This window comes from Variovorax sp. V213 (assembly GCF_041154455.1).
In the GTDB taxonomy this organism is placed as follows: domain Bacteria; phylum Pseudomonadota; class Gammaproteobacteria; order Burkholderiales; family Burkholderiaceae_C; genus Variovorax.
This window is the reverse complement of sequence record NZ_AP028664.1, coordinates 205,170-219,653: the sequence shown is the minus strand read 5'-3', so window position 1 is coordinate 219,653 and position 14,484 is coordinate 205,170. Positions and strand designations below refer to the sequence as shown.

General features: G+C 69.6%; 13 protein-coding genes. 4 read left to right on the top strand and 9 right to left on the bottom strand.

All coding sequences use genetic code 11. The features are described 5' to 3' along the window. Positions 1–9 precede the first annotated feature (9 nt). From ACAM55_RS01095 to ACAM55_RS01075, 5 genes are all read right to left on the bottom strand, one after another. On the bottom strand, positions 10–348 hold the full coding sequence (locus tag ACAM55_RS01095; RefSeq protein WP_369654289.1) for a hypothetical protein: 339 nt from the start codon (positions 346–348) through the stop codon (positions 10–12). Between the two features lie 118 nt (positions 349–466). Further along, positions 467–1,870 (bottom strand): sensor histidine kinase, encoded by a 1,404-nt coding sequence (locus ACAM55_RS01090; RefSeq protein ID WP_369654288.1) that lies wholly within the window; start codon positions 1,868–1,870, stop codon positions 467–469. Between the two features lie 164 nt (positions 1,871–2,034). Continuing rightward, positions 2,035–2,691, bottom strand: a complete 657-nt coding sequence (locus ACAM55_RS01085) for a response regulator (protein ID WP_369654287.1) — start codon at positions 2,689–2,691, stop codon at positions 2,035–2,037. A gap of 118 nt (positions 2,692–2,809) precedes the next feature. After that, positions 2,810–3,913: a winged helix DNA-binding domain-containing protein gene (locus ACAM55_RS01080; protein WP_369654286.1), complete on the bottom strand. Its 1,104-nt coding sequence runs from the start codon at positions 3,911–3,913 to the stop codon at positions 2,810–2,812. A 10-nt stretch (positions 3,914–3,923) separates the two neighbouring features. Beyond that, entirely contained in the window at positions 3,924–4,745 is an 822-nt protein-coding gene (locus ACAM55_RS01075; protein WP_369654285.1) for a pseudouridine synthase, read from the bottom strand. Between the two features lie 143 nt (positions 4,746–4,888). On the opposite strand from ACAM55_RS01075, the gene ACAM55_RS01070 reads away from it, so the two are divergent. The 4 genes from ACAM55_RS01070 to ACAM55_RS01055 all read left to right on the top strand — a co-directional run bounded on the left by ACAM55_RS01070 (position 4,889) and on the right by ACAM55_RS01055 (position 8,276). Next, positions 4,889–6,025, top strand: coding sequence for a glycosyltransferase (locus ACAM55_RS01070; RefSeq protein WP_369654284.1), 1,137 nt, complete (start codon positions 4,889–4,891; stop codon positions 6,023–6,025). Beyond that, the gene (locus tag ACAM55_RS01065) at positions 6,022–6,516 is read left to right on the top strand and encodes a hypothetical protein (RefSeq protein ID WP_369654283.1); all 495 of its coding nucleotides are present in this window, start codon (positions 6,022–6,024) and stop codon (positions 6,514–6,516) included. Before ACAM55_RS01070 ends, ACAM55_RS01065 begins: the two co-directional genes overlap by 4 nt. Then, on the top strand, positions 6,513–7,043 hold the full coding sequence (locus ACAM55_RS01060; protein WP_369654282.1) for a tyrosine-protein phosphatase: 531 nt from the start codon (positions 6,513–6,515) through the stop codon (positions 7,041–7,043). The genes ACAM55_RS01065 and ACAM55_RS01060 overlap by 4 nt, the downstream gene beginning before the upstream one ends. A 102-nt stretch (positions 7,044–7,145) precedes the next feature. Then, positions 7,146–8,276, top strand: coding sequence for a zinc-binding dehydrogenase (locus ACAM55_RS01055; RefSeq protein ID WP_369654281.1), 1,131 nt, complete (start codon positions 7,146–7,148; stop codon positions 8,274–8,276). 47 nt (positions 8,277–8,323) lie between these two features. Here ACAM55_RS01055 and kdpE read toward each other — a convergent pair whose 3' ends face one another. The 4 genes from kdpE to kdpB are packed head-to-tail and all read right to left on the bottom strand — an operon-like array spanning position 8,324 to position 14,478. Then, positions 8,324–9,019, bottom strand: coding sequence for a two-component system response regulator KdpE (gene kdpE, locus ACAM55_RS01050; RefSeq protein ID WP_369654280.1), 696 nt, complete (start codon positions 9,017–9,019; stop codon positions 8,324–8,326). 4 nt (positions 9,020–9,023) lie between these two features. Then, positions 9,024–11,768: a DUF4118 domain-containing protein gene (locus ACAM55_RS01045; protein ID WP_369654279.1), complete on the bottom strand. Its 2,745-nt coding sequence runs from the start codon at positions 11,766–11,768 to the stop codon at positions 9,024–9,026. 17 nt (positions 11,769–11,785) lie between these two features. Then, positions 11,786–12,367, bottom strand: coding sequence for a potassium-transporting ATPase subunit KdpC (gene kdpC, locus ACAM55_RS01040; protein WP_369654278.1), 582 nt, complete (start codon positions 12,365–12,367; stop codon positions 11,786–11,788). Positions 12,368–12,381: 14 nt separating this feature from the next. Next, on the bottom strand, positions 12,382–14,478 hold the full coding sequence (gene kdpB / locus ACAM55_RS01035) for a potassium-transporting ATPase subunit KdpB (protein WP_369654277.1): 2,097 nt from the start codon (positions 14,476–14,478) through the stop codon (positions 12,382–12,384). Positions 14,479–14,484 lie beyond the last annotated feature (6 nt).

Sequence of the window (14,484 nt, the reverse complement as noted above, 5' to 3'; positions counted from 1 at the left end):
GGCCACCGATCAGCCGCCGCTGGCCGACTGCACGAGCGGCAGCGAGGTCGATTGCCCGATCGATTCGGTGCCGGTGGCGTGCGACGCCGCATAGGCACCGGCCTGCACATCGGACACCGGGATGGTCGAGTTCATGGCCGGCGCGCTGGTCGACTGGCCGATGGATTCGGTGCCGCTTGGCCGCGCGGCGGCCATCGCGCCCGCCTGCACGTCGGGGTTCTCGGGCGAACTCATCTGCAACGGGTGATAGTCCGAACCGTCAGTCGTCTCGGCCGACGCATGGACGGCACCGAGCGCCGCGAGCGCGGCAAAGGAACCAAGGGCAAGAAACTTGAAGGAAGTGCGCATGGTGTGTGCTCCTGAGTGGCTGTGGGTTGTCTCCGGCCGCGTGCCATCGCGCGAACTGCGCGTGGCAGGGCCTGAACGCACTCTAGGCAGCCGGACTGAGCGGGCCGTGAGCAATCAATTAGGCCGACGTGAGCGGCATGGATGACGAAGGCAGGTGCACCCGCGCCATCAGTCCCGGCCCGCCGCCTTCCTCTTCATCGCGGTTGCGCAGCTCGACGCGCAAGCCATGCCGTTCGGCGGCCGTGCGCGCAATGGCCAGCCCGAGCCCGCTGCCGCCCGCCGGCGCGCCCGGCACGCGAAAGAATCGGTCGAACACGCGGCCGATCGACGACGCCGGAATGCCCGGCCCGTTGTCGAGCACGTCGACCACCGCATGGCCTTCGAACTCGTGCAGCCGCACATCGACCACGCCCCCTTCGGGCGCATAGCGCAGCGCGTTGTCGATCAGGTTGTCGAACACGCTGCGCAGCTCGGCGGGCGGCGCCATCACCACGGGCGCGATGCGGCCTTCGAATCCGATGTCGACGCGGCGCGCATCGGCCAGCACCATCAGCTGGCTCACGCTCTCGCGCAGCAGGGTTTGGATGTCGACCGGCTCGCGCAACGTGGGGCGGCCAGGCGCATCCTGGCGCGAAAGGCTCAGCAATTGCTCGGTCAGGTGCTGCGCGCGCGTGACGCCCGCTTCGAGCTGATTGAAGCGCTCGGTCGCTTCGCCGGCGGGCACGTGCGCGCGCAGGTTCTCGATCTGCAGGCCGATGGCAGCCATGGGGGTGCGCAGCTCGTGCGCCGCGTCCTGCACGAAGCGGCGCTGCGTGGCAAAGGCATTGCGGACGCGCGACAACAGCTGGTTGAACGCCTGGACCAGCGGCGCAATCTCGTCCGGCACGCGCGCCAGCGAAAGATCGGTCGGGCTGCGCTCGTCCTGCGAGGCCACGTCGCGCGCCACCGCCCTGAGCGAACGCGACGCCGCCGACACGATGAGCCACAGAATCAAGAGAGCCAGAGGCAGCAGCAGCGCGATGGGCAGGCCTTCGAGCAGCGCGCGTCGCAGCGTCCGGCGCCGGCGGTAGTCCTCGTTCTGCAAGACCTGCACGCGCGGCTGGTCGGCGCGCGCGCCGGGTTCGGCCGTGAACACGCGCCAGCGCGAATGCGGGTGCACGCCGGTGCCCACATCGCCAAAACCCGGCTGCGGCTGCAAGGGCACCACGGCCAGCGGCGGCCAGGAACTCGCGCGCAGCGTGCGGCCGTCGGCGCTCCATAGCTGAACCACGAAGGCGCCGCGCACCAGGGCTGCCTCGGCATCGAGCGGGCGCGGGGTCCGGGGCGGGTCGCCACCCGCATAGGAATCGGCCACCAGCCGCATCTGCTCGTCGAGCGCGTTGTGGATCAGGTCGCCATACGCCACGAAGGTGAACCACGCGGTGATCGCCGCCGCCACCAGGTGCAGCGTGATGAGCCAGAACAGCAGCTGCGTGCGCAGCGAGCGCGGGCGCCACCAGCGGCCGCCGCCCGTGGCGGTCATTGGCAAACCTTCGTGCTTCGCACCGGCGCGGCGCTCATCGGCAAACCTCCGTGCTCCGCACTGCGGTGCGAGCTTGCTTGGGGCAGCCCGGCGCTGAGGTCATCGGCATACCTCCGTGCTCCGCACTGCGGTGCGAGCTTGCTTGGGGCGGCCCGGCGCGGCGCTCATGCCGCGACGCGCCAGCCCAGTCCGCGCACGTTGCGGATCGAATCCGCGCCGAGCTTGCGGCGCATGCCGTGGATCAGCACGTCGATGGCGTTGCTGGTCACTTCTTCGCCCCAGCCGTAGATGCGGTTCTCGAGCTGCTCGCGCGAAAGGATGGCGCCGGGCCGCTCGAGCAAGGCGTGCAGCAGCGCAAACTCGCGCGCCGTGAGCGCCTCGCGCGCGCCATGGACCACCACCTCGCGCGTGGTCAGGTCGAGCTGCAGCGCGGCGCCTCCGATCAGCGAATGCGCGGCGCCGTCGCGCCGGCGCACCACGGCCCGCATGCGCGCGAGCAGCTCGCGGAATTCGAAGGGCTTCCGCAGGTAGTCGTCGGCGCCCAGGTCGAGGCTGTGGACGCGGTCGTCGAGTCCGTCGCGTGCGGTGAGCACCAGCACCGGCGTGGCATCGCCGCGTTCGCGCGCGCGCCGCAACACCTCGGTGCCGTCCTGCCGCGGCAGGCCCAGGTCGAGCAGCACGCAGGTGTAGTCGCCGTCGCCGAGCGCGCTTTGCGCCAGCTCGCCGTCGCGCACCCAGTCGGTCGACCAGCCCGCGCCCTCGAGCGCCTGCTTCAGGCTTCGCCCGATCATCTCGTCGTCTTCCACCAGCAGTACACGCATTGCGTCGACTCCTTGGACCGCAAGGTAGCACGTGATCGGGATGATCATGGCCCTGCGCCGCGGCGCAGCGTAGAGGCCAAGTCTTAGACGGGGCTTAGACGCCGTGCAGGCACAAGGGTCACAGCACGCGGACGTCGTGCCGCTCGCCCTCCCCGCCCGCGGCGAAGGCCAGCAGGCGCATGGCTTCTTCCTGCACACCGAGCCGGTCGGCTTTGGACCAGCGCATGAAGGGCTCCAGCACCACCGTGGCTGCGTTCTTCGCCCGCTCGATCTTCCAGGTGCCCGCGACGAAACCGTCGAGCAGCACCGTGCCGCGCACGATGCCATTGACGGTGAACACCCGGGCACGGTGCGCCTCGCTCATCACGCGGCTGCGGTCGGCGTGCGAGAGCAGCAGGTTGTCCCATTCGGCGACGAGGCGCGGCGGCGCCGGGGCGTCGGGACCGGGACGCGGCGCGCGCGGCAGGTCGAACAACTCCTGGCCCTGTTCGCCAACGAACATGCGCAGCTGCGGCCGCAGGCGCTCGGCCACAGCCTTCCAGCCCGTGAGGCCCGACCACGCGCCGGCATCGGCGAGCGTGGCGGGACCGAAGGCCGCCAGGTAGCGCAGCAGCAGATCGTCCTGCGTGGCGGCCGCGGCATCGGCGGCGGACTCGCCGAGCCACTGTCCGATGGGCTGCAGCCGTGCGCTCTGGTGCGAGTTCCAGCTGCCCGCGGGCGGCAGGTGTACCAGCGGCACGTTGTTGCGGATGAGTGCGGCGAGCGAGGCGGGCTGGCGGTCTTTCCAGCGCGCCGCGAGTGCCTGCCCGAGTTCGGAACCGGTGAGCGGGCCTTCGCGCAGCAGCGCCCACCCCGCCTTCACCACAGCCGCACGGTCGATGCCTTCGAGAGCCCGCGCGTGCTCGCCCGCGAGGCCGCGCTGATGCACGGGTTCGAGCAGGGGCCGCCAGGCCAATGCATCCGATGCGGCCATCAGGTGCAGGGTCGCGCGCATCGTCGACATGCGCACGACGCGGCGCTTCTCCAGGGCGTCGGTCAATTGCTCGCGCCGAAAGCCTTCGAGCCGGCTCCAGAGACCGATGTAAGGCGGGTTCGGCGCCTGCGCCTGCAGCCCGGCCAGCTTTTCGATGGCCAGCGCGACCGTCGCCCTGCGCCGCTCCAGCAGCATCTGCCGCGCCAGCGTGGCCCGGTTCAGCGCGCGCTGGCTCAGCACCACGGCCATCGGCGAGAACTCAGAACTTCTCGTGCGGACCGAGGTAGCGCCACTGCCCCACGGGCAGGTTGCCGAGCATCACCTTGCCGATGCGCACGCGCTTCAGGCCCACCACTTTCAGGCCGACCAGCTCGCACATGCGGCGGATCTGGCGCTTCTTGCCCTCGGTGAGCACGAAGCGCAGCTGCTCGGGGTTCTGCCATTCGACCCGCGCCGGCCTGAGCGGCTGGCCGTCCAGGCTCAGGCCGTGGCGCAGCCTGGCCAGCATCGCCGGCGGGAAGACCGCCTGCACATTGGTCGTGACGGGATCGTCGTCGTCCATGCGCACGAGCTGGCCGGTGGGCGCGGGCTGGCCGAGGCCGTGGTAGGCCACGCGCACCAGGTACTCCTTCTCCATCACCGAGTCTTCGCCGATCAGCTGGCGCGCGACGCGGCCGTCCTGCGTCATCACCAGGAGGCCGATGGAATCGATGTCGAGCCGGCCGCACGGCGCCAGGCCGCGCAGTTGCTGGGGGTTGAAGAAGAAGCGCGTGTTGTCTTCGGCCCAGCGGTTCTGCGGCGTGAACAGCGAGACCGCCGGCTCATGGCCGTCTTCGGCCTGCGCGCTCACATAGCCGATGGGCTTGTTGATCAGGATGGTGACCTGGTTCGCCTGCTGGCCCTTGGCGGCCTTGTCGACCTCGATGCGGTCGGCCGGCGTCACCTTCACGCCCATCTCGGCCGGCTTGCCGTTCACCTTCACCCAGCCGTTGGCGATCCACTCATCGGCCTCGCGGCGCGAGCAGATGCCGAGTTCGGCCATGCGTTTGTTGAGGCGAATCGGTGCGGTGGCGTCGGTCATGCGGGGGGCGCGGTGAGTTGGGAGCAGGTCACGCCCGGTGGAGCGGTGCGCAGGACATTTTCGCCCATCGGCGCTGTCTCCGGAATGTGTCGCAATGCATGGGGATAATGCGCGCCAATGGCCCGCCGACGGCCCGGACCCGAATGACAAAAATCCTGATCCTCAGTGTGAGCGCCGGCAACGGCCATGTGCGCGCAGCGCAAGCCCTCGAAGCCGCCATGCAATCGACCCCGCCGCACACGGCCGTCCACATGGACGCCATGGCCCACGTGGCCGGCGGGTTCCGCAAGGTGTACACCGACTGGTACATCCAGCTCGTGAACCGCGCCCCCGAGCTGTGGTCGTACCTGCACCAGCGCTCCGACGCCACGCCGCACCATGCGCCTTCGCAGCGCCTGCGCCGCGGCATCGAGCGGCTGAGCACCGGCACGCTGGTGCGCGAGATTCGCCGCGAAAAGCCCGACGCCGTGGTCTGCACGCACTTCCTGCCGGCCGAACTGCTGATGCGCGAGCGCAATGGCGGCCGCATCGACTACCCGGTGTGGCTCCAGGTCACCGACTACGACCTGCACAACATGTGGCTGGTGCCGGGCATGCAGGGCTACCTGGCCGCGACGGACGAAGTGGCCTTCAGGCTGCGCGCGCGCGGCATTCCCCCGGAGCGCATCCACGTGACGGGCATTCCGGTGATGCCCGCATTCTCCGAACCCGATGCGCCGGCGCTCTCCCACGATGCCTGCGCCAGGGCGCTCGGCCTCGACCCGGCGCGGCCCGTGCTGCTGATGGCATCCGGGGGCGCCGGCGTCGGCGACCTGGCGAGCATGGTCGAGCGCGTGCTCTCGCTCAGCGGCGACAGCGGCCTGCAGGTGATTGCCGTGGCCGGCCGCAACGCCGAGACCCACGGCAAGCTCCAGGCCCTGGCCGCCCGCCATCCGGGCCGCGTGGTCGCCATCGGCTTCACCAACGAGATGCACAAGCTCATGGCCGCAGCCGACCTGGTGGTCACCAAGCCCGGCGGGCTCACGGTGTCGGAATGCCTGGCGCTGGGCAAGCCGATGCTGCTGATCTCGCCGATTCCGGGGCAGGAAGAGCACAACGCCGGCTTCCTGATGGAAGAAGGCGCGGCCTGGCTCGCCTACGACACCATCGGCCTTGACTACAAGGTGGCGCGGCTGATGGCCGATCCCGCCAAGCTGGCGGACATGGCCCGGCGCAGCCGCGCGCTCGGCAAGCCGCGCGCCGCGACCACGGTGCTGCGCCACGTGCTGGGCCAGGAATGAACGGCAGCGCGGAAAAGACGGGCGTGGCCCGCACGCTCGGCTACCTGGCATGGGTGGTGGCGATGGCGTTCTTCTTTGCCAACGCCGAGATCCAGATCGAGGGCGGCGCCGGCTGGGCCACCTCGCTGCCCACGTGGCGCATCGAGAACAGCATCTGGCTCGATATTTTCTGGGGCGGGCGCGCGATGACGGGCTACCACGCCTGGGTGTTCACCTTCATGGCGCTGGTGTTCTTCTCGCCGCTGGCCTTCAACGGCCGCTGGACGCTGCGCGACCTGGGCCTGGCCGTGGCGGGCCTGATCGTGTTCTGGGTCTGCGAAGACTTCCTGTGGTTCATCATCAACCCGGCCTTCGGCTGGGCACGGTTCAATGCGGTGGATGCGTTCTGGCACAAGCACTGGATCTGGGGTGCGCCGGTCGACTATTGGGGCGGCCTGGCGGTCGCCCTGCTGATACTCCTCGGGCGCCACTGGCGCCGCTCGCCCTCATGACGACCGATCCACGTCCCTCGCACTGGGCAGATCCGCTGGATGTGCTGCAGGTCGAGAACCTGCACCGCATCACGCCCACGCTCTATCGCAGTGCCCAGCCTCGCATCGCCAACGTGGCAGCGCTCAAGTCGCTCGGCATCCGCACCATCGTGAGCCTGCGCTCCTTCAACGACGACAAGAAAGTGTTCGCGGGCCACGACATCCGCCTGGTGCGCGTGCCGATCAACACCTGGTCGATCGATGACGCCAAGGTGCTGCGCGCGCTGGTCGCCATTCGCGAAGCCGAAAAGCAGGGCCCGGTGCTGATCCACTGCATGCACGGCGCCGACCGCACCGGCGTGGTCGCCGCGGTCTACCGCATGGCGGTGCAGGGCTGGGACAAGGAAAGCGCGCGGCAGGAGATGTTCCGCGGCGGCTACGGCTACCACACGCTGTGGCGCAACATCCCGCGCTACATCGACCGGCTCGATCCCCAGAAGATGCGCCATGCGCTGGCCCATGCGCCGGTGATCCCCATGGTGTCCTGAAGGCGCCTGCAGCTTTCGCACGCCGCTCCTATACTGGCCGCCCCGTGGCCCCCGGGCCATGTTCGAACTTGCCTTTTTCACAAGGCCACAAGGGGCTCATCCATGGCACTCCAACTCCGCTCTCTCATTCGCGCGAACGGCGAACTCGAACTCTCGCTGCACGACGAACCGATTCCCGAACCCCAGGCTCACGAAGTCGTGATCCGCGTCGAGGCGTCGCCCATGAATCCGTCGGACCTGGGGCTGCTGTTCGGCGCTGCGGACATGAGCACCGCCAAGGTTTCCGGCACGCCCGCGCGTCCCGTCGTGACGGCCACGGTGCCGGAACGTGGCATGCCCGCGATGGCCGGGCGGCTGGATCAGTCGATGCCGGTCGGCAACGAAGGCGCCGGCGTGGTGGTCAAGGCCGGTTCGTCGCCCGCGGCGCAAGCGCTGCTGGGCAAGACGGTGGCCGCCATCGGCGGCGCGATGTATTCGCAGTACCGCGCGGTGGCGGCGGCCCAGTGCCTGGAGCTGCCCGCGGGTACGCCGCCGGCCGAAGGCGCATCGTGCTTCGTGAATCCGCTCACCTCGCTCGGCATGGTCGAGACGATGCGGCGCGAAGGCCACAAGGCGCTGGTGCACACGGCCGCCGCTTCCAACCTGGGCCAGATGCTCAACAAGATCTGCCAGAAGGATGGCATCGACCTGGTCAACATCGTGCGCAAGCCGGAGCAGGAAGCACTGCTGCGCGGCATCGGCGCGAAGTACGTGTGCAGCACCAGCTCGCCCACGTTTATCGAAGACCTGACGCAGGCACTGGTCGAGACAGGCGCCACGCTGGCCTTCGACGCCACCGGCGGCGGCAAGCTCGCGGGCCAGATCCTCGGCTGCATGGAGGCGGCGCTGAACCGAACGGCCAAGGAATACAGCCGCTACGGCTCGACCACGCACAAGCAGGTGTACATCTACGGCGGGCTCGACCGCTCGCCGACGGAGTTCGTGCGCAACTTCGGGATGGCGTGGGGCATGGGCGGATGGCTGCTGTTTCCGTTCCTGCAGAAGCTCGGGGATGAAGGTACGCAGCGTTTGCGGGCGCGGGTCGTGGCTGAATTGAAGACCACGTTTGCGAGCCACTACACGCGGGAAGTTTCTCTGTTCGAGGCGCTGCAGCTGGATGCCATTGGTGTGTATGGCAAGCAGGCGACGGGGGAAAAGTTCTTGCTGAATCCGAACAAGGGCTTGGCGGGCTGAGCTTCTTTTGGGGTCTGCGGTGGCGTGAATGCCGCTGCCCTCACCCCCTAAACCACCAACCGATACCCCACCGCAGTCTCCGTCAGCAGATGCCGCGGCTGCGCCGGATCGGCTTCGAGCTTCTGCCGCAGATGCCCCATGTAGATGCGCAGGTAATGGCTCTGGTCAGTGTGCGACGGTCCCCACACCTCGCGCAGCAATTGGCGTTGCGTGAGCACGCGGCCGGCGTTGGCGACCAGCACGGAGAGCAGGCGGTACTCGGTCGGCGTCAGGTGCACCTCGGCGCCGGCGCGGCGCACGATGCGCGCGGCGCGGTCCAGTTCGACCTCTCCGAAACGGAACAGGGCTTCTGCCGGATCGTCGCCGTTGCCTGCTGCGCGCGGGCGGCGCAGGTTGGCGCGCACGCGAGCCAGCAGTTCGCCGGTGCCGAAGGGCTTGGTCAGGTAGTCGTCGGCGCCGGCATCGAGCGCGGCGATCTTGTCGGCCTCGTCGCTGCGCGCCGACAGCACGATGATCGGCACCGCCGACCAGCCGCGCACATCGCGGATCAACGAAACACCGTCGCCGTCGGGCAGGCCCAGGTCGAGCACCAGCAGGTCGGGCTGGCGCGTGCCGGCCGCCGCGAGCCCATCACGCAGCGTGCCGGCCTCGTGCACCAGCCAGCCTTCGGCCTCGAGCGCGCCGCGCACGAAGCGGCGGATCTGCGGCTCGTCCTCGATCACGATGGCGGTGGGGGATGGCATGGTTTCAGAGTTGTGCTTCGGCCGGTTCCGGTGGCTCGCGGCGCGGCAATGTCACCGTGAATTCTGCACCGCCGCCCTGCGCATTGGCAGCCGCAATCTCGCCGCCATGTGCGCTCACCACGGCGCGGCAGATGGCGAGGCCCAGCCCCACGCCCGGCGTGGCCGATTCGGTTTCGCCACGGGTGAACTTGTCGAACAGCTTCTGCTCGCGGCCCAGCAGCGCGGCGGGCAGGCCCGGCCCATGGTCGCGCACCGTGAGCACCAGCGTGCCGGTCTCCGCCCGCGCGCCGACGACGATGGGCGGCGCACCGTACTTGGTGGCGTTTTCGATCAGGTTGACCAGCACGCGCTCGATCAGCACGGCGTCGAACTCGACCAGCGGAAGATCCGGATCGAGCGCGGTTTGCACAATGGTGTTGCCCAACGATGTGCGCGCCGCGCGAATCGCCGAGCCCACCACTTCCTCGACCGATTGCCAGTCGCGCCGCAGATTCACCGTGCCGCCCGCAATGCCGCTTTCGAGCCGCGCCATGTCGAGCAGGTTGTTGACCAGCGCATGCAGCTCGTGCGCCTGCGCGACGATGGCGCGAGCCGCCTCGGCGTGCGCTTCGGGCGGCAGGGTCTGCAGCGATTCGGCGAGTGCGATCAATGCCGTGAGCGGCGTGCGCACGTCGTGCGAGATGGCGCCGAGCAGGGCGTTGCGCAGGCGCTCCGATTCCATCTCGACCACGGCCTGCTGCGCCACCTCGACATAGTGCACGCGCTCCAGCGCGATCGCGATCTGCCGGGCCAGCGTGTCGAGCTGCTGCGCCTGCTCGGGAATCAGCAGCCAGCGCGGCTGCGCCGGCGACAGCGCAAGCACGCCGCGCACGCGCATGGGCGCCTGCAGCGGCACGTAGTGCCAGGGCTGGGCGGCGAGCGTGGCGGTGGCCAGGCCGGCGGGCTGGCCATGGCGGAAGGCCCAGTCGGCCACCTGCGCATCGAAGCCCTCCGGCGGATTCTTGGGGATCACGAGCTGGTCGGCCGCGTCGGTGACCAGCACCAGCGCATGGCCGCCAAAATGGCCCCGCACCGCGGCAGCGCCCAGCGCGACCACCTGCGTGCTCTCCAGCGCCGCCGAGAGTTCGCGCGTGAGCTCGAACAGCGAGCGCGCCCGCCGCTCGCGGCTGGTCGACACGCCGGCCGCAAAGCGCAGCCCCGCCATGAGCTGGCCCACCAGCAAACCCACGCCAAGCATGACCGCGAAGGTCAGCACGTACTGCACGTCGCTCACCGCGAACGACAGGCGCGGCGGCACGAAGAAATAGTCGAACGCCGCCACGTTGAGCAAGGCCGCGAGCGCCGAAGGCCCACGGCCGAAGCGCATGGCCACCCCGATCACGCCAAGCAGCAACAGCATCACGATGTTGGACAGCTCCAGCACGCTGGCCAGCGGCGTGCACACCAGCGTGAGCGCCACGCTGGTGGCTGTGGCCCAGGCGTAGCCCGGCCAATGAATAGGCGCCTTGTCGTGATCGCCCTCGTCGGCGCGCATGCCGTTGATGGCTGCGCGCGAGAGGCGCCGCGAACTGTCGGCATGGCCCACTTCCAGGATGTCGAGCGCGGGCGCGCGTTGCGCCAGCGCCCGCGGCAGCGGCATCGGCGTGGCGGGCCACCAGCGGCGCCAGCCCTTGAGGGGCTCCGAGCGTCCCAGCACCAGCGTCGCGCAGTTGAGCCGCCGTGCCTGCTCGGCCAACTGCTCCGCCACGTCGGAACCCGTGAGCACCGCGGTTGCCGCGCCCAGTTCCTCCGCGAGCTTGAGAACCGCGAGGATGCGGTCGCGCTCCTGCGCGGCGAGCCGTTGCAGCCGCGGCGTCTCGACATAGGCTGCGTGCCAGCGCACGTTGAGCTGACCCGCCAGCCTCGCCGCGGTGCGCACCGTCTGTGCGGCACCCTCGTGCGGACCGACGCACGCGAGGATCGCGCCCGAGGTGTTCCAGGCCTGCAGCGCGCCGCCTTCGCCGTTGCCGGCCGCGCCCGACTGCTCGACGCGCCAGCCACGCACATCGTCTTCCACGTGCTCGGCGGTGCGGCGCAGTGCAATCTCGCGCAGCGCGATCAGGTTGCCCTTGCGGAAGAAGTTCTGCGCGGCACGCTCGGCCTGCTGCGGCAGATACACCTTGCCGGCGGCAAGCCGCGCCGTGAGCTCGTCGGGCGTGACGTCGACCAGCACCACCTCGTCGGCTTCGTCGAGCACGGTGTCGGGCACGGTCTCGTGCACCCGCACGCCGGTGATGGCCCCCACCGTGCCGTTGAGGCTTTCCAGGTGCTGCACGTTGAGCGCGGACCAGACCTCGATGCCCGCGGCCAGCAGCTCCTGCACGTCCTGCCAGCGCTTGGCATGGCGGGATCCGGGCGCGTTGGTGTGGGCCAGTTCGTCGACCAGCAGCACGGCGGGCTTGCGCGACAGGGCAGCGTCGAGATCGAACTCGGCCAGCCTGCGGCCGCGGTAGTCCACCTCGCGCATCGGCAATGCCTCCAGCCCCGCAAGCAGCGCCGCGGTTTCGCTGCGGCCGTGCGTTTCGGCCACGCCGACGAGCACGTCGCGGCCCGCCGCGTGCTCGCGCTGTGCGGCGCTGAGCATGGCCCAGGTCTTTCCCACGCCCGCGCTGGCGCCGAAATAGATGCGCAGCTTGCCGCGCTGTGCGCGCGCCGCATCGCTGCGCAATTGCGCAAGCAGGGCGTCGGGATCGGGGCGGGCGTCGGGCATGGTGGTGGCTGCGCAGGTTAGCGCATCGGCGCGTTCCCATCGAGCGCAAGATTCAGTGCCAGCACATTGACGCGCGGCTCGCCCAGCAAGCCCCACAGCGGTGCCTGCGTGTGGCTGGCGACCAGCGCATCCACCTGTTCGACCGGCACGCCGCGCACGCGCGCCACGCGCGCCGCCTGATAGCGCGCAGCGGCGGGGCTGATGTCGGGATCGAGCCCGCTGGCCGAGGCGGTGACGAGGTCGATTGGCACCGGTGCGGTGTTGCCCGGGTCCGCGGCGCGCAGGGCTTCGATGCGCGCCTTGACCGCATCGACCAGCGCCGGATTGAGGGGCCCCAGGTTCGAGCCGCCCGAGGCGCTCGCGTTGTAGGGCTGCGGCGCGGTGGCCGATGGCCGGCCCCAGAAGTGCTTCGGATCGCTGAAATTCTGGCCGATGAGCGTCGAACCCACCGTGGTGCCGCCCTGCACGATCAGGCTGCCGGCCGCCTGCGAAGGAAAGAACGCCTTGGCGGCGCCGGTGACGGCCATCGGATAAATCAGGCCGGTGAGCGCACCCAGCAATGCAAAGAGCACGAGCGCGGGACGAAAGAGGTTGTTCATGATGATGTGCTTCCTCAAACAAGATGCGTGGCAACGAGCAGCCAGTCGATCAGCTTGATGCCGATGAAGGGAACCAGCAGACCGCCGAGCCCGTAGATGGCCAGGTTGCGGCGCAGCAGCGCGGCCGCGCCCACCGGCCGGTAGCGCACGCCCTTGAGCGCGAGCGGAATCAGAAAGACGATGACCAGCGCGTTGAAGATCACGGCCGACAGGATGGCCGAGGACGGGCTTGCGAGCCGCATCACGTTGAGCGCGCCGAGCTGCGGGTAGGTCGAGACGAAGATCGCCGGAATGATCGCGAAATACTTCGCCACGTCGTTCGCGATCGAGAAGGTGGTGAGCGAGCCGCGCGTCATGAGCAGCGCCTTGCCGGTCTCCACCACTTCGAGCAACTTGGTCGGGTTCGAATCCAGGTCGACCATGTTGCCGGCCTCCTTCGCGGCCTGCGTGCCGCTGCCCATGGCCACGGCCACGTCGGCCTGCGCGAGGGCCGGCGCGTCGTTGGTGCCGTCTCCGGTCATCGCGACCAGGCGGCCTTCGGACTGGTACTTGCGGATCAGCGCCAGCTTGTCCTCGGGCGTGGCTTCGGCCAGGAAGTCGTCGACGCCGGCCTCGGCCGCAATGGCCGCGGCCGTGAGCTTGTTGTCGCCGGTGATCATCACCGTCTTGATGCCCATGCGGCGCAACTCGGCAAAGCGCTCCTTGATGCCGGTCTTGACGATGTCCTTGAGCTCGACCACGCCAAGCACGCGGCCACCCTCGGCCACGGCCAGCGGCGTGCTGCCGCGGCGCGCCGTTTCTTCGGCCGCGCGCAGCATCTCGGCGGGCACGCTGCCGCCCAGCGATTCGACATGCCGGCGGATCGCATCGACCGCGCCCTTGCGCAGCAGCACCGCGTCGGTGTCGAGGCTGTTCGGCGCGGCCGGCAGGTCGACACCGCTCATGCGGGTCTGCGCGGTGAAGGGAACGAAGCGCGCGCCTTCGACCGGCCTGGCATCGAGCCCGTCGCGGCGCGCAAGTTCGACGATGCTGCGGCCTTCGGGCGTCTCGTCGGCCAACGACGCGAGCATGGCGGCGCGTGCCAACCGTGCCTTGGGAATGCCCGGTGCGGGCAGGAAGGCGCTGGCCTGGCGGTTGCCGTGCGTGATGGTTCCGGTCTTGTCGAGCAGCAGCACGTCGACGTCGCCGGCCGCTTCCACGGCGCGGCCCGAGGTGGCGATCACGTTGGCCTGCATCATGCGGCTCATGCCGGCCACGCCCACGGCCGAGAGCAGGCCGCCGATGGTGGTCGGGATCAGGCACACCAGCAGCGCCACCAGCGCAGTGAGCGACACCACGGTGCCCGCGCCCGCAGCCTCGACGCTGAAAAGCGAGAACGGCAGCAGCGTGACCGTGACCATCAGGAACACCAGCGTCAGCGCCACCAGCAGGATGGCGAGCGCGATCTCGTTGGGCGTCTTGTGGCGCTTGGCGGCTTCGACCATGCCGATCATGCGGTCGAGGAAGGACTCGCCGGGGTTCACCGAGATGCGCACCACCAGCCAGTCGGACAGCACGCGGGTGCCGCCGGTCACGGCCGAGAAGTCGCCGCCCGACTCGCGCACCACGGGCGCCGATTCGCCGGTGATGGCGCTCTCGTCGACCGAGGCCACGCCTTCGATCACTTCACCGTCGAGCGGGATGACGTCGCCGGTCTCGACCAGCACGACGTCGCCCTTTCGGAGATTCGGCGCCTGCTCCGGGAGCCACTTTGCACCGTGATGCGGCTCCTGCAGCTTCCTGGCCCAGGTGTCCTTGCGCAGGCCCCGCAGCGAGGCGGCCTGCGCCTTGCTGCGGCCTTCGGCCAGTGCCTCGGCGAAGTTTGCGAACAGCACGGTGAACCACAGCCAGACGGACACCGCGAGCACGAAGGCCGGCTTCATGCCGGTGTCGCCCGGGAAGGTCAGCGAATGGACCCAGAGCAGCGTCGTGAGGATGCTGCCGATATAGACGATGAACATCACCGGGTTGCGCCACTGGGTGCGCGCATCGAGCTTGGCGAAGGCGCCCCACAGCGCGGGCTTGACCAGCGCGGCGTCGAACAGCGAAAGGGAAGTCTTGGTGTTTGTCATGGTGCG

Coding starts and splice junctions, on each gene's coding strand:
- ACAM55_RS01095 (WP_369654289.1), bottom strand. CDS start 348: ATGCGCACTTCCTTCAAGTTTCTTGCCCTTGGTTCCTTTGCCGCGCTC.
- ACAM55_RS01090 (WP_369654288.1), bottom strand. CDS start 1,870: ATGACCGCCACGGGCGGCGGCCGCTGGTGGCGCCCGCGCTCGCTGCGC.
- ACAM55_RS01085 (WP_369654287.1), bottom strand. CDS start 2,691: ATGCGTGTACTGCTGGTGGAAGACGACGAGATGATCGGGCGAAGCCTG.
- ACAM55_RS01080 (WP_369654286.1), bottom strand. CDS start 3,913: ATGGCCGTGGTGCTGAGCCAGCGCGCGCTGAACCGGGCCACGCTGGCG.
- ACAM55_RS01075 (WP_369654285.1), bottom strand. CDS start 4,745: ATGACCGACGCCACCGCACCGATTCGCCTCAACAAACGCATGGCCGAA.
- ACAM55_RS01070 (WP_369654284.1), top strand. CDS start 4,889: ATGACAAAAATCCTGATCCTCAGTGTGAGCGCCGGCAACGGCCATGTG.
- ACAM55_RS01065 (WP_369654283.1), top strand. CDS start 6,022: ATGAACGGCAGCGCGGAAAAGACGGGCGTGGCCCGCACGCTCGGCTAC.
- ACAM55_RS01060 (WP_369654282.1), top strand. CDS start 6,513: ATGACGACCGATCCACGTCCCTCGCACTGGGCAGATCCGCTGGATGTG.
- ACAM55_RS01055 (WP_369654281.1), top strand. CDS start 7,146: ATGGCACTCCAACTCCGCTCTCTCATTCGCGCGAACGGCGAACTCGAA.
- kdpE (WP_369654280.1), bottom strand. CDS start 9,019: ATGCCATCCCCCACCGCCATCGTGATCGAGGACGAGCCGCAGATCCGC.
- ACAM55_RS01045 (WP_369654279.1), bottom strand. CDS start 11,768: ATGCCCGACGCCCGCCCCGATCCCGACGCCCTGCTTGCGCAATTGCGC.
- kdpC (WP_369654278.1), bottom strand. CDS start 12,367: ATGAACAACCTCTTTCGTCCCGCGCTCGTGCTCTTTGCATTGCTGGGT.
- kdpB (WP_369654277.1), bottom strand. CDS start 14,478: ATGACAAACACCAAGACTTCCCTTTCGCTGTTCGACGCCGCGCTGGTC.